Origin of the sequence: Hymenobacter nivis, from assembly GCF_003149515.1 — a bacterium.
Taxonomy (GTDB): domain Bacteria; phylum Bacteroidota; class Bacteroidia; order Cytophagales; family Hymenobacteraceae; genus Hymenobacter; species Hymenobacter nivis.
In genome coordinates, this window is sequence record NZ_CP029145.1 from 1,539,456 (window position 1) to 1,563,420 (window position 23,965).

The window sequence follows — 23,965 nt, forward strand, 5'->3', positions numbered from 1 at the left end:
GAAGGGTTGAGCGGGACCGGCCGGCTCCATTGCAGGCCGGTGGGGGTAATACCTGCGGTTTCGCGCCGGCCCGTAGCTGGGGGGCATTGCTACTCAAACACCGGCCAGGGGTCCTGGAACGAACCGCCGCGCTGCCAGTGGTGGATTTCTGCTTCGGTGCAGAGGCAGGCTTCCAGCTCCTGGCGCACCCGCGCCTCGGGGACGTCCTGGCCGATGAACACCAGCTCGTTCTGGCGGTCCTGAAACCGCTTGTCCCAGCGGGCCATGATAATGTCGCGGTTTTCGTGGAAAGTGGGGTTCAGCTCGGGCCGCTCGATGCTGGCCCACCATGCGCCCGCACTTTCGGTGCGCAGCGAGCCGCCGGCCTGGCCCCAGTTCAGGGCATCGCTGGGCCGGGAGGCCAGCCAGAACAGGCCCTTGCTGCGGATGACTTCGCCCGGCCAGCCGTCGGTGATCTAGTCCCAGAACCGCTGCGGGTGAAAGGGCCGACTGTCGCGGAAGACGAAGCTGCCGATACCGTATTCTTCGGTTTCGGGCGTGTGGTGAGCTTTTTTCAATTCTTCCTGCCAGCCCCTGCCCTGCTCGGCTTCTTCAAAGTTGAAGAGGCCGGTGTGGAGGATGTTCGCTAAATCGACCTTGCCAAACAGGGCTGGTACGATACGGGCGTTGGGGTTGAGCTGCTGCAAAATGGCCCGCAGCTCGCCCAGGTGGTGCTCGCTCATGAGGTCGGCCTTGTTAAGCACGATGACGTTGGCGAACTCCACCTGCTCGGTGAGCAGGTTTACAATAGTGCGTACATCCTGCGGGTCAGCTTCGTTGAGCTGCCGGTCGGGCAGGTGGTCCAGGCTGCCAAAATCCTTGGCGAAGTTAAATGCATCGACCACGGTCACCAGCGTGTCGAGGCGGGAAAAGCGGCTCAGGTCCACGGCCCCGTCTTCGCTCACGAACGAGAAGGTCTGGGCCACGGGCAGCGGCTCGGAGATGCCGGTGCTTTCGATAAGCAGGTAGTCGAAGCGGTTTTCGCGGGCCAGCTTTTCCACTTCCAGCATCAAGTCTTCGCGCAGTGTGCAGCAAATGCAGCCGTTGCTCATCTCCACCAGCTTTTCCTCGGTGCGCGAAAGGCCGCCCTCGCGGGCCACCAAGTTGGCATCGACGTTCACCTCACTCATGTCGTTGACGATGACGGCCACTTTCAGCCCCTCGCGGTTGTGCAGCACGTGGTTGAGCAAAGTGGTTTTGCCGGCCCCGAGAAAACCGCTGAGCACGGTAACAGGGAGTTTTTTCCAGGCAGGAACGGACAGTATAGGGGTCATAAAAAAGCGGGTAGAAGACAGTGGCACTGGGGCCACTGGTTATCAAAGGTAAGGCCCTGCTGCCTTTAACGCAACTTTGTTGCATTAAAGGCAGCAGGGCCTTGTCGCTTTCCCAATCCGGTTGGGCCCTGGAAGAAAAGCTGTGGGCTTTTGCGAATCAGGAATGCGGCCACGGGTCCAAAGAAATGGCCCCGCGCCGCCAGTGGCTAATTTCCAGGGCAGTGCACAGGCAGCTTGCCAGGTCAGCCCGCAGCCGCGCCATGAACTGATGGCCCAGCGGTCAGGCGCGTCGCTGATAAACGCGCTGTCGTGGTCGACCTGAATGCGCACGGGCACGAGACCCAACTCCTGCCGCAAACGAGTCATCACGGCGACGACATCCTCCCCTTTGAGCGACTGCCCGGCCTGAACAAATCACCACGGTTTAGATCACCGCCTGAACTTTAAGTTGTTTACTTTTTCACGCAAGCGGCTGTAAAAAAGAGGGTTAATTAAGTCATTTAGGGGTTCGTTTGGGCTCCGTCCAGACCGCATCGTTTAATGAAAAGGCCCTGTAAGTATCTCACTTATAGGGCCTTTTTATTTGTTCCTAGTCGAAAAGGGTGGCAGTCTGGTTACGCGGCCAGGTACTTGACCACTATACTGGGGAGCCTCTTCGCGGCCCCGCTGGCTTTGAGCCGGCGCACCTCCTGATCAATTATTTTTTGGCCTTTGGTAGGGGCCCCAGCTTCATTCCAGCCGCCCGCTTCTTATCGGGGGCAGTCTTGGTGTTCACCCGGCTCGTGATCAGGTACTGAGCGGCAATGGTGACCCGCGTAGACACGATGACGTCGCCGAAGAGTCCCGGCGAGGCGAGGCAGGGCTCAATGAAGGATTTGTACGCCGCGCTGTGGCTGGTCAGTTCCTATAAATACTTGAGCGTGGCCAGGGCCCCTCGTGGCCGAAGCGGTGAGGCCACCAGCATATGCCCTGGCCGAACTTCTTCCAGCAGGCCGCCAGCAGCAACTGCGTAAGCCCTATGATAGTCAATCGGTCGGCTGGCTGAAAAAGCCGGCGAACCGGGCCGTACCCGGACCTGAAAACTGCTATAACTTCATCTGCCCTTACTAGCTTACGAAGACCTTTGCCGGATGAAAATCTTGCTGGTCGAAGACGAAGCGAGCCTGGCCTCGTTTATCCGCAAAGGAATTGAGAGCGAGGGCTACGACATCAAGGTAGCCTTTGACGGGCTGATTGGCCGGCGCTTGTTCGACCAGCAGCCGTTCGATGTAGTCATCCTGGACGTGAACCTGCCCGGCCTGAACGGCTTCGAGCTGTGCCGCTACATCAAGCAGCACTCGCCACGCCAAGCGGTGCTGCTGCTCACAGCCCTGGACGGCCTGCAGGACAAGGAGGATGGCTTCGGGGCCGGGGCCGACGACTATCTTACCAAGCCCTTCGAGTTTCGGGAGCTGCTGCTGCGCATCCGGGCGCTGGCCCGGCGCAGTACGGCCTACAGCGGCCTGCACGCCGTGCTGAGGGTGGCCGACCTGGAAATGGATACGACGACCCGCACCGTGACCCGCGCCGGCCAGCGCATCGAGCTCACCAGCCGCGAGTATTCGCTGCTCGAGTACCTGCTCACCAATAAGGGCCGCACCGTCAGCCGCATCGACATTGCCGAAAAGGTCTGGGACTTGCACTTCGATACCAACACCAACGTCATCGACGTGTACATGAATTTTCTGCGTAAGAAGATGGACAAAGGCTTTAGTCAGAAGCTTTTGCACACGGTCGTAGGGGCGGGCTACTTGCTGCAAGGCTAAGAAGCTGTTTGAGTTAGTTGATTCAGATGAACTAACTAATTTTCAATATTAAGGCAAATTTTGCCTGTCTTCCAGCCAACCTCTGACACCTGCTTGGCGGAAATTTGGCCCGTTTGCAGCAACGTCTCCCCCTGAAGTATCTGGTTGGGGTAACAGAAGGCTTTTTTGAAGGCCACTAACTTAAACAGCTTCTAAGCGCGATGCAGATAAAACACAAGCTTCTGCTCTGGTTTGCGGCGCTGGTCAGCGGGCTGCTGCTGGTTTTTTCGGGGTACGTGTACGTGAGCACCGCCCGGTTTCGCCAGCACTCTTTTAGCGAACGGCTAGCCCGCAAGGCGGCCGTGACGCGGCAGATTCTGGCGCTGGACGACTCCATTGCCGGCACCGTGCTGGCGTCGTTGCCCGAGCAGGCCGAACAGCTGTACACGCCGGCCAACCGGCGGCTCTACGGCAGCGCCGGGGCCGACTACCACCCCACCGCCGGCTGGCTGGCACGGGTACGGCAGCAGGGCGCCCTGGGCTTTTCCTACCGGCAGCCCGGCCACGCCCACCCCAAGGAAGGCGTGGCGCTGGCCTACCGCCGGCCCGACGCCGAGGGGCAGTACGTAGCCGTGGTAACTGCTTACGACCAGCAGGGCTTTGCCCAGCAGCAAACCCTGTTCAACTCCTTTCTCTACGGCAACCTAGCCGCCGTGGCGCTGGTAGCGGCGCTGGGGCTACTGTTTGCCACGCGGGCGCTGGCGCCGCTCAATTTTCTGCTGGGGCAGCTGCGCACCGCCGAGGCCCGGTCGCTGGCTTTTCGGCTGCGCCCGCTCAACCGGCGCGACGAGGTCGGGGCGCTGGCGGGGGCCTTCAATGAGCTGCTGGGCCGGCAGGAAGCGTTGGTCGAGGGTCAGCGCTCGTTCATCTCCCACGCCTCGCACGAGCTGCGCACGCCGCTCACCACCATCAAGGGCTGGCTGGAAACGTCGCTGGCCTACGACGCCGACGTGGGCAGCCTCCAGAAAGGCATCGGCCAGGCGGTGGGCGAGCTGGACAAGCTCACGGCCCTGGCCAACGGCCTGCTGCACCTGGCCCGCCTCGACGGGGCCGCCCACCTCGACGGCCAGCCCCTGGCAGTAGTGGACCTGCTGCTCGACGTAGTGGGCAGCGCTCAGCAGCAGCGGCCCGGCCAGCGCCTGGACCTGGCCATCGGCGAAGACGTGGAAACGCAGCCCCAAACGCCGCAGGTGCTCGGCAACGCCCGTCTGCTCAGCACGGCCTTGGGTAACTTGGTCGATAACGCCGCTAAGTATTCCAACGGCCAGCCCGTCATCCTGACCCTGACCCTGGACGGCCCCCAGGCAGTGCGCCTGCTGGTGGAGGACCGCGGCCCTGGCATCGCGCCCGACGAGCAGGAGCACATTTTTCAGCCTCTGACGCGGGGCCGCGCCGTGGGTGACATTCCCGGCTTTGGCATTGGGCTCACGCTGGCCCAGCGCATCATTCACCTGCACCGGGGCCGGCTGCGGCTGCTACCCCGGCCGGGCGGCGGTACGGTGGCCGAAGTCTGGCTGCCGCTGCGCCCGGCACCGGGCTAGCCGCGTGCCGAGGCAGGGCTTTAATAACTTTTAATTTGGCTTTAATGCCACGTTAATAGGGCTGCGGGAAGTTTGCGCTATGAAGCTGCGAAACCTTTTTTCCGTGGGCTGGGCCCTGATGCTGGCCGGGCTGCTGGCCGGGCTGCTGGCCGGCCCCGCTGCCTGGGCCCAGCAGCCGCGCGAACTGCCCCAGCTGCCCCGCCCCCTTACCCTACCCCAGGCCCTGCACGTGGCCCAGGATAACTACCCCGCCCTGCGCGCCCGCCAGGCGGCGGTGCGGGCGGCACAGGCCGACGTGCGCACCAACCGGGCGGCCTTCCTGCCGCAGGTCAGCGCCCAGCTCCAGGGCGTAAACTCGACCATGAACCAGGTGCGGGGAGCGTTTATTGGCGGGATGGCTATCCCGATTTCGGGCGGCATTAAAACTACTTCTTACGACGGGCGTACCAATTTTTCCAGCCTCGGGGCGCTGGCGATTGAGTGGCCAGCCGTGACTTTCGGCCGCTACCGGGCCGACGAGAGCCGCTCCGAAGCGGCCGTGTCGGCGGCCCAGGCCGACCTGGCCCAAGCCCGGTTTGAGTACCAGGCCCAGGTGGCGGATGCCTACCTGCTGGCCCTGGGAGCTGAAAAGGCCGTGGCCTTGCAGCGAGCCAATCTGGCGCGGGCCCTGGCCCTGGCTACGGTCATCAAAGCCGGCACGCGCTCGGGCATCCGGGCAGGCATCGATTCGGCCACGGCTAATGCCGAGGTGGCCCGCGCCCGCTTGCAGGTACTGGCCGCCCGCCAGCAGGCCCGTGAGCAGCGCACCCGGCTGGCCGGCCTACTGGGCCAGCCCACGCAGGATGTGCAGCTTGATTCGATGGCCTTCTACACCCACCTGCCCCAAACCGCCGCCGGGCCGCCCGCCGGTGATACCGCCCACGCCAACAATCCGCTGCTGCGGGCCTACAGCCAACGCATTACCCTCAGCGATGCTCAAACCAAACTCTTCACTGCCAACAAACGGCCCTCCCTAAACCTGCTGGCCTCGACCTGGGGCCGGGGCTCGGGCGTGCACGACGCCGCCGACGACCACGGCAACTTCGTCATCGACTCATCGCCGGGCGCGGGCCTGCCTTTTAAGGCCTACGACTACATGGCCGGTGCCACGCTCACTTGGCGTCTCACCGAGCTGATTCACTCGGGCCGCGCCGCGCAGGCCCAGCGCATCCGCACCGAGCAGGCCCGCGCCGACTACGACCAGCAGGCCCTGCAGCTGGCCACGCAGCTGCAAAACGCTCGCCTGCAAGTAGAGCTGGCCCAGCAAACGGCCCAGCAAGCCCCGCTGCAGCTGGCCGCCGCCCGCCAAGCCTACGGGCAGGCCCGCGCCCGCTACGACGCGGGCCTTGATAACCTGCTCGTGCTCACTCAGGCCACCGAAGTACTCAACCGCGCCGAAACCGACCAGGCCCTGGCCACCAACAACCTCTGGCGCGCCGTGCTGCTGCAAGGGGCAGCTAGCGGTAACCTCGGCGAGTTACTCGGGCAGCTGTAAAGCCCTTAGCTGATGGCTGATGGCCACTAGCTTTTCCCCTTTTCGTTGCTCTCCCCCAGCTTCTAGCCAATAGCCAAAAAAATGATAAAAACCGCATTAGCCCGCCCGATTGCCGTTATCGTGGCCCTGCTGGGGGTGCTCGTCTTCGCGGCGCTGGCGCTGGGGCGTATCCCGATTGACATTTTCCCCCGGCTGAATTTGCCCACCATTTACATCGCCCAGCCCTACGGCGGGATGACGGCGGCCCAGATGGAGGGCTTCATCGCCACCCGCTACCAAAACCAAATGCTCTACGTGTCGGGCATCAAGGACGTGGAGGTGAAGAACATCCAGGGCCTGTGCCTGGTGAAGTGCACGTTTTACGAGGACGTGAACATGGCCCAGGCGGCTGGCGAAGTGGCTTCGCAGGTGAGCCGGGTGCTGAGCTACATGCCGCCGGGCACGGTGCCGCCCACGGTGGTGCGCTTCGACGCCAGCAGCCTGCCGGTAGGTGAGCTGGTGTTTAGCTCGACCAGCGCTTCGCTGGGGCAGATGCAGGACCTGGCCTCGACCCGCATCCGGCCCTTGTTCTCGCAGATTCCGGGGGCGTCGGCCCCGCCGCCCTTCGGCGGCAACGAGCGCACGGTGGTGGTGCGCGTGGACCCCGAAAAGATGAAAAGCTACCGGCTCACGCCCGACGAAATCGTGTCGGCCATCGTGAAAAATAACCAAGTGTCGCCGGCTGGCTCGGTGGGTATGGGCAACTACATGGTGATGACGCCCAGCAACACGGTGCTGGATAAAATTCCCGAATTTCTCAACATCCCGCTGCGGCAGGGCGTGGGGCCGATGGTGTTCATCCACGACGTGGCCACGGTGGAGGATGCCACCGACGTACCGGTGGGCTACGCCCTCATCAACGGCAAACGCTCGGTGTATATCCCCGTCACGAAGTCGGCCGACGCCTCCACGATGAGCGTGGTGAACGCGCTGAAGGCCAAGCTACCCGAGATGCGCGCCCTGCTGCCCGACAACGTGCAGCTCAGCTACGAGTTCGACCAGTCGGTGTACGTGAGCCAGGCCGTGCACAGCCTGGCCTTCGAGGGCGGGCTGGGGGCCCTGCTCACGGGCTTGGTCGTGTTCCTGTTTCTGGGCGACTGGCGCTCGTCGGCTATTGTGATTCTCACCATTCCGATTTCGATTCTGACGGCCATTCTACTGCTGCAACTAACCGGGCAGACCATCAACATCATGACCTTGTCGGGGCTGTCGCTGGCCATCGGCATTCTGGTGGACCAGGCGACGGTAGTCATCGAGAACATTCACCAGCACCAAGAAATGGGCAAAACCAAGGCCCGCGCCATTCTGGATGCCAGCCAGGAAGTATCGTTTCCGCTGCTGCTCATCACGCTCAGCATCCTGGCGGTGTTTGCGCCGGCCTTCCTCATGTCGGGCGTGCCGCGCGGCATGTTCATTCCGCTCTCGCTCTCGGTGGGCTTCGCCATCATCGCCTCCTACACCCTCTCGCAAACCTTCGTGCCGGTGGTGGCCAACTGGTGGCTGAAAGGCCACCAACATACTTCGGAGCACGAATTGAGCTTGCTGCCCGACTTGAAGCAACCCCGCGAAGTCAGCCAGGAAGGCTACGAGGTGCACCACCAGGATAAAGTCAAGGGCTTCGAGCGGGTGAAGCTGGCCTACCTGGGCATCCTGGATAAGCTATTGCGCCACCGGGCCCTGGTCGGCACCGTGTACGGCGTGGTGTGCGCGACCGTGATTGGGGTGTGCTTCTACTTCATCGGGCAGGACATGATGCCTAAAATTACCCACTCCAAGCAGTTTCAGGTGCGCATCGTGGCCCCCGAGGGGCTGCGCATCGAGCGCACCGAGGAGCGCACCAAGGAGGTGATTAGCCTCATTCAGCAGATTGTGGGCCCTAAAAACGTAGCCATTACCTCGGCCTTCGTGGGCATGACGCCCAGCTCCTACGGCACTAGCGCGCTGTACGTGTTCAACGCCGGCCCCAACGAGGCCGACTTGCAGGTGAACCTGGCCGAGGATTACCAAGTAAAGAACCTGGACGCGCTCAAGGACCAGATTCGGCAGGCCGTGCACCAGCACTTACCCGACGTGCAGCTGAGCTACGAGCCGATTGAGCTGACCGATAAAATCATGAGCCAGGGGGCCCAGACGCCCATCGAAATTCTGGTGGGCGGCAAGAGCCTGGCCGACGGCAAAGCCTACGCCGACAAGCTCGTGGCCCGGCTCAAGGGGATTGCCTACCTGCGCGACGTGCGCATTAACCAGCCCCTAAGCTACCCCACGGTGCAGATTGACGTGGACCGCGAGCGGGCCGCGCAGTTTGGCCTGACCCCCGACCAAATTGCTAAGTCGCTGGTGGCGGCTACCAGCAGCAGTCGTTTCACGGCCAAGAACCTGTGGCTCGACCAGAGCAAGGGCTTTGCCTACCAGGTGCAGGTGCAGTTGCAGTCCCAGGACATGAAATCGGAAGCCGATATGCAGAACCTGCCCCTGGTGCCGGGCCAGCTGCGCCCTACGCTCGGCGACGTGGCGACGCTGCACACCGCCAACGTGCCCGGCGAGTACGACCGCATCGGCCCGCGCCGCATCATCACCGTCTCGGCCAACATCGACCACCAGGACCTGGGCACCGCCACCCGCGACGTGCAGCGGGCCATCAAGGCCGTAGGCGCGCCACCCAAGGGCTCGGTGGTGGAGCTGCGCGGCCTGGCCAAGCTGCTCACCGAAACCCTGAGCAGCCTGCAAACCGGCCTGGGCCTGGCCGTGGTAGTCATTTTCCTACTGCTGGCTGCCAATTACCAGTCGCTGAAAGTGGCCGCCGTGGTGCTCGTGACAGTGCCGGCCGTGCTGGCCGGCGCGCTGGCCCTGCTGCTGCTCACGGGCCAGACCCTGAACCTGCAATCGTACATGGGCGTCATCATGTCGGTGGGCGTGTCGGTGGCCAACGCCGTGCTCATCGTCACCAACGCCGAAAGCCTGCGCCTGCGCTACCGCGACGCCGTGGCCGCTGCCCGCCTAGCCGGCGCGGCCCGCCTACGGCCCATTTTGATGACCTCGCTGGCCATGGTGGCCGGCATGCTGCCCATGGCCTCGGGCCTGGGCGAAGCGGGCGAGCAGTCGGCCCCGCTGGGCCGGGCCGTGATTGGGGGCCTGCTGGCCTCCACAGTGGCGGCCCTGTTCGTGCTACCGGTGGTGTTCGCGGCCTTGCAGCGTAAGACGACGTTCGCCTCCGTCTCGCTCGATCCCGACGACCCGGCGAGCGCTACCTACGACGGCTACGAAGCGCCCGCTACCGAGCACAGCCTGAGCGAACAGCCGGTGCTGGTGTAAAAAAGAGTTAAAAGTTATAGGTTTAGGACTTACGCAAACGCGAGCGAAGGCTGGCGTAATTCATGTCGCATATACTCATCCAAAAAGCCTTGTTTGAGCTGATAGACGGTTTGTTTGGTTTGGTAGGCGGCTTGTTTAAGGCAGGTCCAAGCGCGCACGGCCAGGGCAATATGATTGCGCTGACTGCGGGCCAGCCGGCACTGGCAGGCCTGCACGCCGGTGAGTTGCTTGAGTTCGCGGTGAAACTGCTCAATCGTCCAGCGGACGCTGCTTTCGTGTTCGGCAGCGGCCGTGTGCAAGGGCTCAACCTCGTTGGTGAGGAGGTAGTCCGTCCGGTGGGTGGACACCAGTACGCGGAAGAGTTTCAGTTTGAAATCTTTGGGCATGCCCTTCACTTTCAGGATTTTGCCAGCTTCTACTTCGGCGGCCGACCAGCACAGGCAGGCCACGGGCTGGTAGGGCTGCTGGCCGCCGGAATCATCGACGAGCCGGTTGCTTTTCAGCGGGCAGTAAAATGTTTTGCCTTCGTCCAGCAGCCACTTGAACAGGGCCGTGGTGGCGTACCAGCTATCCATGAGCACCGTGCGGTATGGGATACTGCGCGGGGCCAATTGCCCGAGCATGTCGGCCACATGGTCGAGCTTGGTCTTGCCGTCGGTGTCGGGGGCGAAAAGGCGGTAGTCAATGAGCCAGAACTGGTCGGTTTCGGGGTTGACGTACACACACGTCACCAGGCCGATGCCGGCAATCACGCCGTGGGCGTTGCCGCTGTACTGGCGGCGTACGAGTTCGATGCGCCGGCTGTGGTGCTTGTCGAGCACCGTGTCGTCAAACAGGACGTAGCCCCGCGCGCTGAGCATCACCTGTGGGCGTACTTGCTGCCAGAGCTGGCGGGGGGTGAAACGCCGGGTTTTGAGAAAATAGCGCACGTTGTCGTGCGAGAGGCCCTCCAGATGCTCGGCCAGATACGTCCCCGTGTAGTTGACCTGGCTGCTCACCAAAAACTGCCCGTACAGTTGTGCCGTCACTTTCATGGCTTTTCCTTTCAAGTTACACTTTTTGCGTAAGTCCTAAGGTTAAAAGTTAAAGATCCACCGTGATTTCTAATTGGCTTAACCATTGATTTTCAACTACTAATCTTCATCTTATAACTCCTTTATTATGCCCTTTCCCGCTCCTTTGTTGCGTGCTTTGGCTGCGCTGGGCCTGGCGGCCACGGCGGCTCTGTTCGGCGGCTGCAACTCGACCGACGCCGCGCAGGGCCAGGCCGCCGCCGAAGCAACCGCTGCACCGGCGCCGGCCGATGTGCGCTACGATGCCGTGCGCGTCACGGCCACCCAGCCGGCCCAAAGCCTTAGCCTGCCCGGCGAGCTGGACAGCTACTTCCAGACCGACATCATGCCCCGCGTGAGCAGCTACGTGAAGGCCCTGCACGCCGACATTGGCGACCACGTGCGCCGGGACCAGGTGCTGGCCGAGCTGGACGCGCCCGAGCTAACGGCCGCCCTGAGCGAGGCCCGCTCCAAGCAGAGCGTGACCCAGGCCAGCTTCCAGGCCAGCCGGGGCACCTACCGCCGCCTGCGCCAAACGGCCCGCACCGCCGGGGCCGTGTCGCCCCTCAGCCTCGACCAGGCCCGCACCCAGGCCACCAGCGACAGCCTGAACGTGGTGGCCGCCCGCGCCCACTACCAGGCCGCCGCCCAAATGGCGGCCTACCTGCGCCTCACGGCTCCGATGGCCGGCGTCATCACCGAGCGCAACGCTGCCCCCGGCGCGCTGGTGGGGCCCGGCGGCCAAAGCACCGTGCCCCTGTTCCGGCTCAAGCAGCTCAGCCGGCTACGCCTGCGCGTGGCCGTGCCCGAAGCCTATGTGGGCGACATCCACCAGGGGGCCCCGGTGCAGTTCAATGTGCGCACCTTTCCGGGGCGCACGTTTGCGGGCAGTATTGACCGCGTGGCGGACAACGTGACGCCCGGCACCCGCGCCGAAACGGTGGAAATCGACATCCCTAATCCCCAGGAGCAACTAAAACCCGGCATGTTTGCCTCAGCTACCATTCCCATCAAATCTCCCAAAACCAGCCTCTACGTGCCCAAGTCGGCCGTGGTCAGCACCGCCGAGCGCACCTACGTCATCCGGGTAGTAGCCGGCAAAACCGAGCTGGTGGACGTGCAGAAAGGCGACGAAAACGCCGGTCAGGTGCAGGTGTTCGGGCCCCTGAAAGCCGGCGACGTAGTACTGAAAGCGGGTAACGAGGAAATCGTGGCCCAGCAACCGGTGCAAGTGGCACTGGTGGGCCGGTAGGCACCCGCCCGGGCCCCGCATCCCGGGGGCTTCGCGGCAGAGCCCGCCCCGCTGATACCAGCCAGTAGCTACTGCGCGCGCTGCCCTGCCAGCGCAGTTTTCAGGTCCGGGTACGGCCCGGTCGGCCGGCTTTTTCAGCCGGCCGACCAGCTGACTCGCCGCCAGTTGTTTTCCCTGATGAGAACCGGTCGGGCGGCTGAAAGAGCCTGCGGCCCGGCAGCAGCCAGACTGTACCTGGATCCAAAAAATGCGCTAGTATACTCATTACCAGATTTTCACAGCGAATAGGGAGAACCCATTTAACCGATGAGCATGACGTAAATCAGCCTTTTGGCTGACCCCCATCAGCGCGGGTGCTCCTGCCAGGGCGGAGCTTTGCTACCGTTCCACGCGGCCGGCCGGGGCCTCTCCTTTTCCCTCCCCACCATGTTCCTCCCCACTGGGTTGCCCACCACAGAAGCGTACCTGGTCGCCGCAATCGGCCGCCTGGCCGCCGCTGCCTACGCTGCCGGGACCGGCCGCGCCGAGGCCCGCAGCCCACTGGCAGCCCACTGGAATCCTGGCTACGCCCAGGCCCACCCGGATTTCCGTCCCCAGCCCGATATAACTGTGGCCCAGGCCGTTCGGGCGGCGCTGCGCGCCGAACCGTGCCTCGCCGCCCTGCTCCTCGCAGTGCAGGTGCGCGCCGGGGTGGCAACGCTGCTGGGCACGCTCAGCAACCTGCGCGCCCGGCAAGCCGCCGAGCAGGTTGCGCGCGCCGTAGCAGGTGTGCGGGAGATACATAACTTGCTGAAGGTCCGCAGCAATGAGCCCGACGCCACTATTCAGGCGCAGGTGCGGGCAGCCCTGCTGCACGACCCCTACGTACACCGCTGCCGCTTTGCGGTACAGGTGGCCAACGGGTGCGTGCAGCTGTCGGGGGTGGTGGTGGACTGCTTCGACCGGGAGCGGGCGGCCGACGTGGCCGCTGGCATCAACGGGGTGGTTGAGGTGATAAACCACGTGCACCTGGCGGGGGCCCCCACCCAGGGCCCGCCCCGCGGCGAGGCCTGGGATGCCCAGCTGGCCCAGCACCTGCACCCCTACCGGCCGGCCTTGTTCCACAACCAGCTGATTGGCCCAGGCGTGTGGGCCGGCCGCGTCGCGCTCAGCGGCGCCGTGGAGCCGTGGCTGGCCCGCCAGCAGGCCGGGCGCGGGGCCAACCTCGACGGCGCCACGGACGTGAACAACCACTTGCTTATCAGCGCTTGATGGGTACTGCACCGGCCCCAACGCACTTCGCCGGGGCCCCCACGGGCTTCACGGCCCAGCACCGCACCCTGGGCCGGGCGGCGGCCTGGGCGGTGTTTGGCTTGGGCGTGGCCTACGCGGCTGTTACAGGGCTTGGCATGTATGGGCTTCGGTCGCCGGCTGACCCAATCGGCGAGCCCTTCTTTTCCCTTATGGAGCTGCTCATCGTGCTCATGGTGCCGCCGCTGGTGGTCAGCCTGGTGGCGGTGCAGGCCTCGCCCGCCCGGCCAGGAAAAGATACAGCGCGGCGGCCCTGGCGTTTATGCTCGTGCTGGCCGGCATCACGTCCAGCGTCCACTTCGTCATCCTGGCGGTGGGCGGGCCGCTGGCGGCAGCTGTATAAAAAACCTGGCGCTAAGTATTGAGCCTTAGCGGGAGACTTCGAGCAGCCCTTAGCTGACAGCTATTAGCTTTCTTATTGATGATTAGATTATTGCATCGGAATTAATGTATGATTAATTCAGGCCAGGAGGCACCTACCCCCCCCCAACCAAGCCGTAGCCGCTGCTCCAACCCCTATTTCCTCCCCTCAACCAACGCGGCTATGAACCAGAAACTCGCGTGGCCGCTGGCCGCGGCCGCCCTGGCCTTGCCCGTGCTGGGCACCTTGCTGGGCCGGGCCCTGGCCGCCCGCCAGCTACGCCGCGACGTGGGGTGGCTGTTTGCCCAAGCCACCGGTGCTGCGCCCCAGATTTTTTGCGGGGTGCAACCGGCCGGGCTGCCCGCGCCGGTGCAGCGCTATTTCCGCCGCGTGCTGCCCGAGGGCCAGCCCTACCTGCGCGGCCTGCGCTGGCGCCACACCGGGCAGTTCAAAACCGATTTGAAAAAAGACTGGGTGGCCATTACCGGCGAGCAGTACGTGACGGCCGACCCGCCCGGCTTCATCTGGCAGGGTTCCACGCGCTGGTTCACGGCCCGCGACGAATACATGGCCGGCCGCGGGGCCCTCACGGTGCGCCTGTTGGGGGCCCTGGCCATTGTGCAGGGCCACGGCCCCCACTACGACCAGGGCGAGCTGCTGCGCTGGCTGAGCGAGAGCGTCCTGCTGCCCACCGCGCTGCTGCCCGGCAGGTGGCTCCGCTGGCAGGCAGTGGACGCGCATTCGGCCCGCCTACTGTTCACCTACCGGGGCGAGGAGCTGGCCTGCCTCGTGCGCTTCAACGACGACGACGAGCTGGTGCAGTGCGAAACCCAGCGCTACTTCGGCGACGATGCCTTGCGACCGTGGGTGGTGCGCTGCGCCCACTACCAGGAATGGCACGGCGTGCGCATCCCCACTGTGCTGGAAGCCAACTGGCTACTAAGTAGTCGCGCAAAAGTAACCGTAGCAAAAAAGGCGGTCATGCTGAGCGCAGTCGAAGCATCTCTACCGCAACAGTAATTATTTACTTACGAGGTAGAGATGCTTCGACTGCGCTCAGTATGACGTTCAATTCAATACGCTTACTTATGCGTGAGTACTTAGACGGTTACTTGCAGCCCTACGCCCGCTTCACTATGCGCGCGCTGGCCTACGACTAGCTGCGGCCGTTTTAAGCCTACCCATTTCTTCCTACCAGGGCCCCGGCGCTACGCCATGTTCCGGCTCACCTTGCCGTTATGGACGAACCACTCGACCGGGCGGCGCTCGGCCGTGGGCTCGGGGTAGTCATCCAGGTAGCCGCAGCGTAGCAGGAACTGGGTGGGCTCGGCCAGACCCAGGGCACCGTTGGCTTGCTGGGCGAAGGGCGCTTCCTCCAGTACCTGCGTCATGGGATGCAAGGCGATGCCGCGGCCCCACACCTGCACCCAGAAGCGCTGCACCCGCCGGCCGGTATCGAGCAGTATGGGGGTGGCACGGTCGGGGCTGGTGAGCATCAGCCAGCCCCCCGACTGGCCCACCTGCTCGGCTACCTTGGCCAGGCCAGCTTCCCGGAAGCTCGGTTTCAGTACCGTGGCCGGGGTGTAAAAATGCTACATCCACCACCCGGCTACCCCCCCGACTTCCATGCTGGCGGGCGTGAGGCCGTCGCGGTGCCGGGCGGCTTCCTGGCCCGAAAACCGAACCCAGCGTTAGCTCCTACTCGGCCGCGTCGCGGTAAGTTTGCTGGTGATTAGCGGCCAGGGTTTGGGGGTCCAGCCACTGGCCCTGGGGCGAGTCGCGGCGGAAGAAGTGGTAGCCGGGCTCGCCGGCAGTCAGGGCGCGCACGTCAGCCGGGGCCAGCGGCTGGTTGCGGTAGCCGGTGCGCACCGTGCGGCGGCGCAGCAGGCCCGCAATGTCGACGGCGGGCAGGCCGGCGGCCTTGGCCAGGGCCACATCCATTACACTGTCCGCCTGGTTATTGTCGGCCAGTAGCTGCCAGTGGCAGGCGTAGCCGAGGTGGGCGGCGGCGGCTTCCAGGTTTTGCAGGAAGGCCCCGAGGGACAAGATGGTTTCGCGCTGGGTGGGGTCCACGGCCAGCAGCCAGCGGGTGCGGTCGTTGCCGATGGTCCACTGGAAGGGCGCGCGGAGCCTTTTACTGCGCCCGGCCGGGCCGGTGGCTAGGCCCTACCGGCTTCGTCGCGCTGGGCCTGCTGGCGCTGCCACTTACGCCCCTGGCCCGCGTATTTGGCTTCGTGTCGCTACCCCTGGTGCTGTACGGGGCCGTGCTGGGCATCGTGGGGGCCTACGTCGCGGCGGCGGAGCTGCTGAAGCGCTGGTTTTACCGGCGCTACATGAACCAGTAGCCCACGGTGGGCTTACCAGCGCGCCCGGCGCAGCTTCTCCGGTTCCAGTATCCGGATGTTCTTGGGCGTCAGCTCAATCAAGCCGTTCTGGTTAAACTCGCTCAGGGTGCGAATCAAGGATTCGGGGGCGGTGCCCACCATGGCCGCCATGTCGTCGCGGGTGAGCTGGATGGTGGCGTCCGGGTCGTCAGCCGTGGGCGCGTAGAGGCGCAGCAGCGTATCGGCCACGCGCCGGCGGATGGAGCTGTAGGCCATCGCCAGCAGCTGCTGCTCGCGCTCGCCCACGCGGCCCGCCAGCAGGTGAATAAACTGCTGGCTGACCGCCGGATTACGCAGCAGCAGCTGCGAAAAATCGTCTTGCGGAATGTACACCAGCTCCGAATCATCGACGGCCACGGCCGAGTCGGTGTGCGGGGTGTTGCCCAGCAGGGCCAGGTAGCCAAAAAACTCGCCGGGGCCATAGAAGCCGGTAATCAGCTCCTTACCAGCCTCGGTGGTTTTCACGGTTTTGATGCGGCCGGCCTGCACGAAATACACCCGCGTGGGCTCGTCGCCTTCCAAGTACACGTCCTGCTTGCGGCGCACCGGGTGCGCGCGGCGGTCGGCCGAGAGGCCAGCCAGGTTGCCCACGGCGCGGGCATCGTCCAGAAACTCATCCAGGCCCCCGGCCTTCAGGTCGTAGTCGGGCTTGAGGTGCTGAAAGCGGTCGAGGCGGCCGCTTACGGCGTTCAGCAGCTCGTTCTCGCTAAAGGGCTTGGTGAGGTAATCGTCGGCGCCCATCTCCATGCCGCGGCGCTGGTCGGCACGCTCAGTTTTGGCGGTGAGGAAGATAAACGGCACGCCCGCCAGCTGCGGGTTCTGGTTGAAGATGTGCAGCACGCCGAAGCCGTCGAGCACCGGCATCATAATATCGCAGATGACGAGGTCGGGCCGGGCGGCCAGAGCGTTTTCGATGCCGATTTTACCGTTTTCGGCGGTGTGCACAGTGTAGCCGGTCAGGGCGAGCAGCTCGGCCGTATTTTCCCGGATGAAGGCATCGTCCTCAATCAGCAGAATCGTTTTCATAGGGAACGGTGATGGTGACGGTGGTGCCCTGGCCCAGGGTGCTGCGCAGGGCAATGGTGCCCCGCAGCAGCTCCAGGTAGCTGGCAATAATGTAAAGACCTAGCCCGGTGCCGGGCACGGTACTGACACTGCGGGCCCGGAAAAACCGCTCGAACAGGTGTGCCTGGTCTTCTTTGGAAATCCCCACACCCTGGTCTTCCACACTCAGCACCAATTGGTTGGCCTGGCAGCTGGCCCGCACTGTAACGACTGAGTTTTCGCCCGAATACTTGAGGGCGTTGGAGAGCAGGTTGACCACAATTTTGCGCAGCAGCGACGAATCGAGGTGCACCGGGTCGGGGCATTCCACCAGCCGCACAATAGTTTGGCCGGGCTTGCGCAGGCTTTGCACGTCGGCCAGGGTTTCGGTGAGCAGCGTGGCCAGGTCGAAGGTGGTGGCCCGCGTCTCCATGGTGCCTTCCTCGATGCGGCCCACCGAGAGAAACTCTTCCAGGATGGTGTTAAGGTGGTTAACCGAGGTTTCAATACGCTTCAGGTGGCGCACGCGCTGGGCCTGCTGGTCGCCGCCGGGGTACTTGCCAATGAGCGTGGCCGAAGTGAGCACGGCCGTGAGCGGCGTACGAAACTCGTGCGAGGCGATGCTCACGAAGCGTGATTTCAGCTCGCCCAGCTCGCGCTCAGCGGTCAGGGCCAGGGCCAGCTCCTGACCGCGCTTTTCGAGGTCGGCCAGGGTGCTGAGTAGGGCGTGGGTGCGGTCGGCCACCTTCTGCTCCAGTTCGGCGTTGAGGCGGGCAATTTGCTGGTGCTGGGCAATTAATTCCTGCTCGGCCGCTTGCTTGAGGCTGATGTCGAGCATGTAGGCCACCACGTACAGCTCCTCGTCGAGGTAGAAGTAGCTCAGGCTGACTTCTACCGGAAACACCGAGCCATTCTGGCGCTGGCCTTGCAGCACGCGGCGCACGCCCGCGCTGTGCACCTCCGGGCGCTGGTTGAACGTTTCGCGCAGCAGCTCGTGCTGGTAGCCGGCGGCACCGGGCACCAGCACCTCGATGCGCTGGCCCAGCAGCGCGGGCAGGGTGTAGCCAAACAGCTGCCCGGCCAACTCATTGGCCGACACCATAATGCCGGCTTTATTGCAGACGATGATGCCGATGGTAGCATTGGCAAACACCGCCTCGAAGCGGCGCACGCTGTGGGCCAGGTCCCGCTCGGCCCGTTGCAACGGGCTTTGCTCCGTGAGGCACACGAGGAGCGTGGCGCGGTCCTCGGCTTCAAAATACGTGAGCCGCATGTAGGCCAGAAACGGCTCGCCGATGTGGCGGCGAATGGTCGTTTCCTGCTCGTGGTGGCCTTCGCGCTGCGTGAGCTCGCACAGGCCCCGCCACTCAGCGACCGTCCAGGGCGGCGTACGCAGCGAGTGGTCGGGGTCGGTGAGAAAGGCTTCTTCCGAGGCGTAGCCCAGCAGCTGCACGGCCACGGGGTTTACCTGCGTAAACCAGCCTGTTTCAACATCATAAATACCCACAAACTCGCGGGAGTGCGTGTAGAGCAGGTTGGAGAGAGTGATGGTGTAGGAAACCGGAAGCATGGGCGGGCGCGAAAAAAACGGGGTTCTGGGCTAAGCCTCGCTCGAATCAAAGGTCGGCGGTAAGCGGGGCCCTTCTCATGACGAACGTCAGGTATTTACCCGACAACTGTCATAGCAGTACCCCAGACGGTCCGATAGTTTTGCGACACCTGCTAATTGAAATTGGCAAGGCCGTTCCTATAAGCGCCACTGCGCTGGCCGGGTAGACGCTTGGGGCTTTGGCTTCTGACAACTGCCCCCCAGTCCCTGCGGCAAACTAGATAGCACTATTGTATTACCCTTATCTCAAATTAACATGACACGTATTAACTATCTAAGCAAGTATTCTCTTACTTGCGGGCACGGTAAGGCACTACATTTACCTTTGTTCTTTTTTCCTATTGCCAGCCAGTTGCTTGCCATGTCCAATCCTGTGTCCGCCCCAACCTCTGCTCTGGCCGCCGATGCGGCCGTGCTGCTGGTGCTGCTGCCAACGGTAGGCACGGCCCTGCAAGTGCGGGCGGCCACGCTGGCGGCCCTCCAAGTATTGCAGCAGCGGCTGGGGAGCGCTATCCGGGTACTGTCGGTGGACGATACCAGCCATCCGGTCGTGGTGCACAGCTTCCGGGCAACCACCTTGCCGGCCTTCGTGCTGATGCGGCAGGGCGTGGAGCTGTGGCGGCAGCAGGGCCTACCCGAGGGCGAGTTCATCGTGCCCCAGTTGCTGGCCCGGCTTGCCGAAGTCCCCGCCAATTAGCTGGCCGGCCGAGGCTGGCGGGTGTTGAGGCTGGCGGGTATTGAGGCTAGCGGGTATTTTAATACGTTTGAATTGGGTTGATTATCAAAAAATACGCGTAACTTCACTGCCCTTATAATGGTAAGCGCCGCGTTAGCCAGGAATAGTCTTCTTCATCGGCGGGCTCGTATCTAAATTACTGACACCATGGGCCTGTACCACCTCATTTACCAAAGCCGAGCCCTGCAGCCCTTCGATACGCCGGCCCTGACGGCACTGCTGTACCAAGCCCGCGCCTTCAACCGCGCGCATCATCTTTCGGGCCTGCTGCTACACACGCCCGACGACCGGTTTTTTCAGATTCTGGAGGGCGAGGAAGACGTGGTGCGGACGCTCTACTACGACCATATCATGGCCGACCCGCGCCACTACCGCTGCCGCCTGGTGGGCGCCGGGGCCTGCGCCGAGCGCAGCTTTGCCGATTGGAATATGGGCTTCCGCGTGGCCAGCGCCGCGGAGCTGCACGCGCTGCTGGCCGCCGCTACCCCCACCGGGCAAGTGCCATTTGCCCCGCAGCCCCGTGTGCGCCCCGAGCTGCTAAAGATGCTGCTGGATTTTGTAGCCAACCACGAGCTGGAACCCATTAGCCACTCGTAATCACCGGGTTGTTAGCTGTTTATAATAATTTTTAAGTAAGATTCCGCGTCCCGATCCGACGGTGAAGCCGTCCAACCAGTTACCGTGTGCTCCGTCTGGCCGGTCGTACGGGCATCGTTCACGCAACAACCGGTCGGACGGCTTCACCGTCGGATCGGGGCGTGGGCAACCGTAGTAAGCAAAAGCTGCGGCTTGTCAGCCTGGGACCTGATTTTCGTCATAGAAGCTGCTTTCGGGCGAGCGTAATCTTGTAGTGTGCCACTCGCACCGCGCCCGCTGGGCGGGCGAGTGGCATTTTTCGAGGGGCCCTACCCCCGTTTTGGCGGTTGCAGGGCCCCGGCATCGTCAATGCCGGGGCCACCCGCGCATCATCCCAGCCTCACTTTATCGATTAAATACTAATGCCAGATTTAGCCGATTTCTTTCAGGACCAGGCGGAAACCAGCACCCACGTTCAGTTTGTGTACGACCTCACGGCGGGCAGCATCGTGTACGTCAACGCCGCGTATGAGCAGGTTTTCCAGGGCACCTGCGGCCTGGTGAACGCTGAGCTGCCGGACTTGCTCCAGCGCCTGCACCCCGACGACCGGGCCTACCTGGCGCACTACTGGGCGCGGTGGCAGCAGGGCCCGCCCGCCAACGAGGTAGAGGTGCGCCTGCTGCAAGCGGGCCAGCCGCACCAGTGGTTCTGCCTCACGCCCTCTTACCAGCAAGATGCGCAGGGCCGGGTGCTACTCGGGGGCACCCTGCGCGATACCAGCGTGCTGAAGCGCTACCAGGAAAACGCCGACCTGTTCAACAGCCGCAAAAACGCCACGCTCGAAATTCTCTCGCACGACCTCAGCGGCGCGTTCATCATGGTACAGCAGATTGCCGAGTTTCTGCGGGAGGAAGTAACCGCGCCGCTCAACAGCCGGGTGCCCGATATGCTGGGCGTGCTGGAAACCACCAGCCGCGACAGCGTAAAAATGATTCGCGAGCTCATCAACCTGGAGTTCCTGACCTCGGCCAATACCGACCTGAAAGTGGACCGCGTGGACGTGGGGGCCGTGCTGCGCGTGCCCCTCGACCAGCTCCAGACCGGCCAGCGGGTGCTCGGCCACGCCTTCACCTACACGGTGCCCGCCGAGCCGATATACGCCAACATCGACGTCAATAAGTTCACGCAGGTGCTCATTAACCTGGTCAGCAACGCCTTCAAATTCACCCCCGACGCTGGCCTCGTGGCCGTGCACATCGAGCCGGGCCCCGGCGTAGTCCGCATTCGCGTGGTAGACGAGGGCATCGGCATTCCACTCGCCATGCAGCCGTACTTGTTCGAGCGGTTTACCAAGGCCCGCCGGCCGGGCCTGCGCGGCGAAACCACCACCGGGCTGGGCCTGGTCCTGTGCAAAACCATCGTGGAGTGGCACCACGGCCACATTTCCGTGGCCAGCCAGGAGGGCCAGGGCAGCACATTCACCATCGAGATTCCACGGGCCGAAACCGTGGACACGACGGCTCCGGTGGGAGCGGTTGAGGTGCTGAAGTAAGCCTAAACCACCAATTCGCCACCCCGCGAACGTGACGCACACGCTGGCACAGCTGCCGGCTCATGGGGGCAGCCGCCAGCAAGGCATTCGAGCAGCGAAAATTACGGGGGGCCCAGCGGCCCTCGATAAGCGCGATACCCGCAGTTCCGCAAAGCTGCGAAGCAGAGCCGTAGTACCGCCCCGCCTTAGCGCGGCCAGCGTCGTGGCGCACTATGAGAGTACCCGCCGCCCGCCGCTCGCTAATGGCCCCGACCAAGTGGCTGGTATAGGTCAGGGCTTGGCCGGCGGGGCAGAAAAAAATAGGCAACCAAATGGAAGTGCCTGACACAAAAACGTGTTAAAAATCAACACTAAGCATAATATTAGTCATGCGGACGGCTGCTGACCGCGCGTAACTTTGCATTACCGCTTCGCTGGGGCCGCCGCCGGGTAACGGGCCAGCGCGGGGGCCATTGCTTGCTGCCCATTCACTTTTAAGTACCATCCAAAACCCTTCCCTTTATGAAACAAAACCAGATAATGTCGGCGCTCTACGACACCCACGCGCAGGCTGAGCGGGCCGTCGAGGAGCTGCAAACCAACGGCTACGACATGAAGCAGCTCTCCATCGTGGGCCAGGAATACCACACCGAAGAAAAAGTAGTGGGCTACTACAACGTGGGCGACCGCATGCTGAACTGGGGCGGCACCGGCGCGTTCTGGGGCAGCATCTGGAGCCTGCTGTTCGGCTCCGCGTTTTTTCTGGTGCCAGGATTCGGGCCGCTGCTCATTGCCGGGCCATTTGTGATAACGCTGGTGGCAGCCCTTGAGGGGGCGGTGGTGGTGGGCTCCGTCGGCGCGCTGGCCGGGGCCCTGGCCAGCATCGGCATTCCGGAGAATAGCGTGCTCGAATACGAAACGAAAATCAAGGCCGGCAAATTTCTGCTCATCGCGCACGGCACCACGGCCGAAGTAGCACGGGCCCGCGAAATCCTGGGCGTGGGCGAACTCACCACGATGTAGCCCGATAGACAAGCTTATTGGCAGTCGAGGGCCAGGCGGAATCCGTCTGGCCCTCATTGTAGTCGGCCATCGGCGGCCAGCAACTGAATCAGGAAATTACCCGCCCCCTGCCCCGCATTATGCAGATAAGCCCTTTGGCTGGCCGGCCGGCCCCACCCGATATCCTGGTTAATATTCCCCAGCTCATCGCGGCCTACTACACCGACGCGCCGGACCCGAATATTCCGGCCCAGCGCGTGGTATTTGGCACGTCCGGGCACCGGGGCTCGTCGCTGACCCGGACGTTCAATGAGGCGCACATCCTGGCCATTACCCAGAGTATTTGCCTTTACCGGAAAGCCCATCAGATTGACGGCCCGTTATTTATGGGCATTGACACCCACGCCCTGTCTGGTCCGGCGCTCGAAACGGCCCTGGAGGTGCTGGCCGCCAACGGGGTGCAGGTGCGGCTGGCGGGCAATGAAGAATACACGCCTACGCCGGTTATCTCGCACGCCATCGTGACCTATAATAAAGCTTATTCGGCGTAGTTAGCGAGTTTCGCGTGGACAGGTGCGCGATAGGCGCGGTGCGGGCTGCGCACGCGCAGGTTGTGCAGCCCACAGGCCACGACCATGACCGTATCGCGCACCCATTCGCCGCGCAAGCGGATAGTGCCCTGCACCATGTGCAGGCGCTTGATACCGCTGTGCGCGTGTTCGATAACGACGCGCAACGGACTCAGCAACTGGTTATACAGCTTTTGGGCAAACGTCAACTCCCGCTTCGGCGGCTTCTTGTGGGGCATCTCCACCACGACCCCGGTCGGGGCGTGGCCCAGCAAGCCCAAATCCTGCCGTAACACGCAGCCCGCCGGTAGGTGCAGCGCGTACTCGTCGGCCAGTTTTTTGTCGTGCGCTCGCCCGCTTTCCGTAGCCGAGAGAAAATGCACGTACTGCGTGGAATCGCATAAGGTCATGTTTTTCACGCGGTGCGCTTTTTTTTGGCGCTGTACTCCTCGGCCTGGGCCTCCCGGTCCGTGTTACGTGGTACGCCCCGCTCGACCCCGTCGTAGGCAAAGACCGGCTCCGGGTGGTTAGCCAGGCGCTGAGCCAACTCGCCGCCGTCGCGCACGGGCAGCAGCCCGCGCCGGGCCAGCACCTGGTTGAGCACGCCCAGCAGGGCGGTAGCCAAGTGGCTGACGCGCGCTTGCGAAATGCCAAAGCTGGCGGCCTGGTGCTCTTGCAAGGCGTTGCTTTTGAGGTAGGTGAGCAGAAAAAAGAGCTTTATATCGCTGCCCGCCAGCACGGCGTTGGCCCGCTCGCGGTGGGCGGGGAACGCCCGTTTGGTTCCTTCCAGGGTGTGGTAGCGGTGGTGGCGCTCCCAGGCCGGGGCAAAGTCGGTCAGCAAGTCGTCAAACTCCGCCGCTCGCAAGCTGGTTAGGGCCAGAAACTGGCGGGGCCGCTCGCGCAAACTCAGGTAATCCATAGCCAAATTTACGCCTCGCCTACGGGTAGTAACTTAACACACACTTCCGAATTAGC

The 23,965-nt window shown here is 63.5% G+C and carries 20 protein-coding genes and 1 pseudogene; 13 read left to right on the forward strand and 8 right to left on the reverse strand.

Going from position 1 to position 23,965, the window contains the following annotated elements; translation table 11 throughout:
• Window positions 1-89: 89 nt before the first annotated feature.
• A pseudogene (locus DDQ68_RS06710) lies at window positions 90-1,313 on the reverse strand (GTP-binding protein).
• Window positions 1,314-2,443: 1,130 nt separating this feature from the next.
• On the opposite strand from DDQ68_RS06710, the gene DDQ68_RS06720 reads away from it, so the two are divergent.
• The 4 genes from DDQ68_RS06720 to DDQ68_RS06735 all read left to right on the forward strand — a co-directional run bounded on the left by DDQ68_RS06720 (window position 2,444) and on the right by DDQ68_RS06735 (window position 9,583).
• Complete coding sequence (locus DDQ68_RS06720) at window positions 2,444-3,118, forward strand: response regulator transcription factor (protein ID WP_109655612.1); 675 nt, start codon at window positions 2,444-2,446, stop codon at window positions 3,116-3,118.
• A gap of 200 nt (window positions 3,119-3,318) precedes the next feature.
• On the forward strand, window positions 3,319-4,698 hold the full coding sequence (locus DDQ68_RS06725) for a HAMP domain-containing sensor histidine kinase (protein ID WP_109655613.1): 1,380 nt from the start codon (window positions 3,319-3,321) through the stop codon (window positions 4,696-4,698).
• A 79-nt stretch (window positions 4,699-4,777) separates the two neighbouring features.
• Window positions 4,778-6,232, forward strand: coding sequence for a TolC family protein (locus DDQ68_RS06730; protein ID WP_109655614.1), 1,455 nt, complete (start codon window positions 4,778-4,780; stop codon window positions 6,230-6,232).
• 81 nt (window positions 6,233-6,313) lie between these two features.
• Window positions 6,314-9,583, forward strand: coding sequence for an efflux RND transporter permease subunit (locus DDQ68_RS06735; RefSeq protein WP_109655615.1), 3,270 nt, complete (start codon window positions 6,314-6,316; stop codon window positions 9,581-9,583).
• A gap of 29 nt (window positions 9,584-9,612) precedes the next feature.
• On the opposite strand, the gene DDQ68_RS06740 is transcribed toward DDQ68_RS06735, so the two are convergent.
• Window positions 9,613-10,617, reverse strand: a complete 1,005-nt coding sequence (locus tag DDQ68_RS06740) for an IS701 family transposase (RefSeq protein ID WP_109654472.1) — start codon at window positions 10,615-10,617, stop codon at window positions 9,613-9,615.
• Between the two features lie 127 nt (window positions 10,618-10,744).
• Between DDQ68_RS06740 and DDQ68_RS06745 the strand changes: the two genes are divergently transcribed.
• The 4 genes from DDQ68_RS06745 (at window position 10,745) to DDQ68_RS06760 (ending at window position 14,558) form a co-directional block, all read left to right on the forward strand.
• On the forward strand, window positions 10,745-11,887 hold the full coding sequence (locus tag DDQ68_RS06745) for an efflux RND transporter periplasmic adaptor subunit (protein ID WP_109655616.1): 1,143 nt from the start codon (window positions 10,745-10,747) through the stop codon (window positions 11,885-11,887).
• Window positions 11,888-12,313: 426 nt separating this feature from the next.
• Window positions 12,314-13,138 carry a BON domain-containing protein gene (locus tag DDQ68_RS06750; protein ID WP_109655617.1) on the forward strand — a complete coding sequence of 275 codons (825 nt, stop codon included), beginning with the start codon at window positions 12,314-12,316 and terminating at the stop codon, window positions 13,136-13,138.
• Complete coding sequence (locus DDQ68_RS06755) at window positions 13,138-13,542, forward strand: hypothetical protein (protein ID WP_109655618.1); 405 nt, start codon at window positions 13,138-13,140, stop codon at window positions 13,540-13,542. The genes DDQ68_RS06750 and DDQ68_RS06755 overlap by 1 nt, the downstream gene beginning before the upstream one ends.
• Before the next feature lie 179 nt (window positions 13,543-13,721).
• On the forward strand, window positions 13,722-14,558 hold the full coding sequence (locus DDQ68_RS06760; RefSeq protein ID WP_109655619.1) for a DUF6544 family protein: 837 nt from the start codon (window positions 13,722-13,724) through the stop codon (window positions 14,556-14,558).
• A gap of 188 nt (window positions 14,559-14,746) precedes the next feature.
• Here the strand turns inward: DDQ68_RS06760 and DDQ68_RS06765 are convergent, their stop codons facing one another.
• From DDQ68_RS06765 to DDQ68_RS06780, 4 genes are all read right to left on the reverse strand, one after another.
• Window positions 14,747-15,058, reverse strand: a complete 312-nt coding sequence (locus DDQ68_RS06765; RefSeq protein WP_109655620.1) for a hypothetical protein — start codon at window positions 15,056-15,058, stop codon at window positions 14,747-14,749.
• Between the two features lie 178 nt (window positions 15,059-15,236).
• Window positions 15,237-15,611, reverse strand: coding sequence for a hypothetical protein (locus DDQ68_RS06770; protein WP_109655621.1), 375 nt, complete (start codon window positions 15,609-15,611; stop codon window positions 15,237-15,239).
• Window positions 15,612-15,895: 284 nt separating this feature from the next.
• Window positions 15,896-16,948 (reverse strand): response regulator, encoded by a 1,053-nt coding sequence (locus DDQ68_RS06775; RefSeq protein ID WP_109655622.1) that lies wholly within the window; start codon window positions 16,946-16,948, stop codon window positions 15,896-15,898.
• Window positions 16,926-18,536: a sensor histidine kinase gene (locus tag DDQ68_RS06780; protein ID WP_109655623.1), complete on the reverse strand. Its 1,611-nt coding sequence runs from the start codon at window positions 18,534-18,536 to the stop codon at window positions 16,926-16,928. Before DDQ68_RS06780 ends, DDQ68_RS06775 begins: the two co-directional genes overlap by 23 nt.
• A 412-nt stretch (window positions 18,537-18,948) precedes the next feature.
• Here DDQ68_RS06780 and DDQ68_RS06785 point away from each other — a divergent pair, with 412 nt between their 5' ends.
• The 5 genes from DDQ68_RS06785 (at window position 18,949) to DDQ68_RS06805 (ending at window position 22,972) form a co-directional block, all read left to right on the forward strand.
• On the forward strand, window positions 18,949-19,272 hold the full coding sequence (locus tag DDQ68_RS06785; protein ID WP_211320238.1) for a thioredoxin domain-containing protein: 324 nt from the start codon (window positions 18,949-18,951) through the stop codon (window positions 19,270-19,272).
• A 186-nt stretch (window positions 19,273-19,458) separates the two neighbouring features.
• Window positions 19,459-19,908 carry a BLUF domain-containing protein gene (locus tag DDQ68_RS06790; protein ID WP_109655624.1) on the forward strand — a complete coding sequence of 150 codons (450 nt, stop codon included), beginning with the start codon at window positions 19,459-19,461 and terminating at the stop codon, window positions 19,906-19,908.
• Window positions 19,909-20,309: 401 nt separating this feature from the next.
• Window positions 20,310-21,440, forward strand: coding sequence for a PAS domain-containing sensor histidine kinase (locus DDQ68_RS06795; protein WP_109655625.1), 1,131 nt, complete (start codon window positions 20,310-20,312; stop codon window positions 21,438-21,440).
• Window positions 21,441-21,941: 501 nt separating this feature from the next.
• Window positions 21,942-22,442, forward strand: a complete 501-nt coding sequence (locus tag DDQ68_RS06800) for a general stress protein (RefSeq protein WP_109655626.1) — start codon at window positions 21,942-21,944, stop codon at window positions 22,440-22,442.
• A gap of 119 nt (window positions 22,443-22,561) precedes the next feature.
• Window positions 22,562-22,972: a phosphohexomutase domain-containing protein gene (locus DDQ68_RS06805; RefSeq protein ID WP_109655627.1), complete on the forward strand. Its 411-nt coding sequence runs from the start codon at window positions 22,562-22,564 to the stop codon at window positions 22,970-22,972.
• On the opposite strand, the gene DDQ68_RS06810 is transcribed toward DDQ68_RS06805, so the two are convergent.
• Together DDQ68_RS06810 and DDQ68_RS06815 are read right to left on the reverse strand one after the other, a co-directional pair.
• On the reverse strand, window positions 22,960-23,400 hold the full coding sequence (locus DDQ68_RS06810) for a transposase family protein (RefSeq protein WP_109654769.1): 441 nt from the start codon (window positions 23,398-23,400) through the stop codon (window positions 22,960-22,962). The two genes, DDQ68_RS06805 and DDQ68_RS06810, sit on opposite strands and share 13 nt — an antisense overlap.
• A 5-nt stretch (window positions 23,401-23,405) precedes the next feature.
• Entirely contained in the window at window positions 23,406-23,909 is a 504-nt protein-coding gene (locus tag DDQ68_RS06815; RefSeq protein ID WP_109654390.1) for a transposase family protein, read from the reverse strand.
• Window positions 23,910-23,965: the final 56 nt, after the last annotated feature.

Excerpts from the sequence above, each read along its gene's own strand:
- DDQ68_RS06725 (WP_109655613.1), top strand. The coding sequence starts at position 3,319 with ATGCAGATAAAACACAAGCTTCTGCTCTGGTTTGCGGCGCTGGTCAGC.
- DDQ68_RS06760 (WP_109655619.1), top strand. The coding sequence starts at position 13,722 with ATGAACCAGAAACTCGCGTGGCCGCTGGCCGCGGCCGCCCTGGCCTTG.
- DDQ68_RS06795 (WP_109655625.1), top strand. The coding sequence starts at position 20,310 with ATGCCAGATTTAGCCGATTTCTTTCAGGACCAGGCGGAAACCAGCACC.
- DDQ68_RS06745 (WP_109655616.1), top strand. The coding sequence starts at position 10,745 with ATGCCCTTTCCCGCTCCTTTGTTGCGTGCTTTGGCTGCGCTGGGCCTG.
- DDQ68_RS06805 (WP_109655627.1), top strand. The coding sequence starts at position 22,562 with ATGCAGATAAGCCCTTTGGCTGGCCGGCCGGCCCCACCCGATATCCTG.
- DDQ68_RS06815 (WP_109654390.1), bottom strand. The coding sequence starts at position 23,909 with ATGGATTACCTGAGTTTGCGCGAGCGGCCCCGCCAGTTTCTGGCCCTA.
- DDQ68_RS06720 (WP_109655612.1), top strand. The coding sequence starts at position 2,444 with ATGAAAATCTTGCTGGTCGAAGACGAAGCGAGCCTGGCCTCGTTTATC.
- DDQ68_RS06755 (WP_109655618.1), top strand. The coding sequence starts at position 13,138 with ATGGGTACTGCACCGGCCCCAACGCACTTCGCCGGGGCCCCCACGGGC.
- DDQ68_RS06790 (WP_109655624.1), top strand. The coding sequence starts at position 19,459 with ATGGGCCTGTACCACCTCATTTACCAAAGCCGAGCCCTGCAGCCCTTC.
- DDQ68_RS06740 (WP_109654472.1), bottom strand. The coding sequence starts at position 10,617 with ATGAAAGTGACGGCACAACTGTACGGGCAGTTTTTGGTGAGCAGCCAG.
- DDQ68_RS06750 (WP_109655617.1), top strand. The coding sequence starts at position 12,314 with ATGTTCCTCCCCACTGGGTTGCCCACCACAGAAGCGTACCTGGTCGCC.
- DDQ68_RS06810 (WP_109654769.1), bottom strand. The coding sequence starts at position 23,400 with ATGACCTTATGCGATTCCACGCAGTACGTGCATTTTCTCTCGGCTACG.
- DDQ68_RS06730 (WP_109655614.1), top strand. The coding sequence starts at position 4,778 with ATGAAGCTGCGAAACCTTTTTTCCGTGGGCTGGGCCCTGATGCTGGCC.
- DDQ68_RS06800 (WP_109655626.1), top strand. The coding sequence starts at position 21,942 with ATGAAACAAAACCAGATAATGTCGGCGCTCTACGACACCCACGCGCAG.
- DDQ68_RS06775 (WP_109655622.1), bottom strand. The coding sequence starts at position 16,948 with ATGAAAACGATTCTGCTGATTGAGGACGATGCCTTCATCCGGGAAAAT.
- DDQ68_RS06735 (WP_109655615.1), top strand. The coding sequence starts at position 6,314 with ATGATAAAAACCGCATTAGCCCGCCCGATTGCCGTTATCGTGGCCCTG.
- DDQ68_RS06780 (WP_109655623.1), bottom strand. The coding sequence starts at position 18,536 with ATGCTTCCGGTTTCCTACACCATCACTCTCTCCAACCTGCTCTACACG.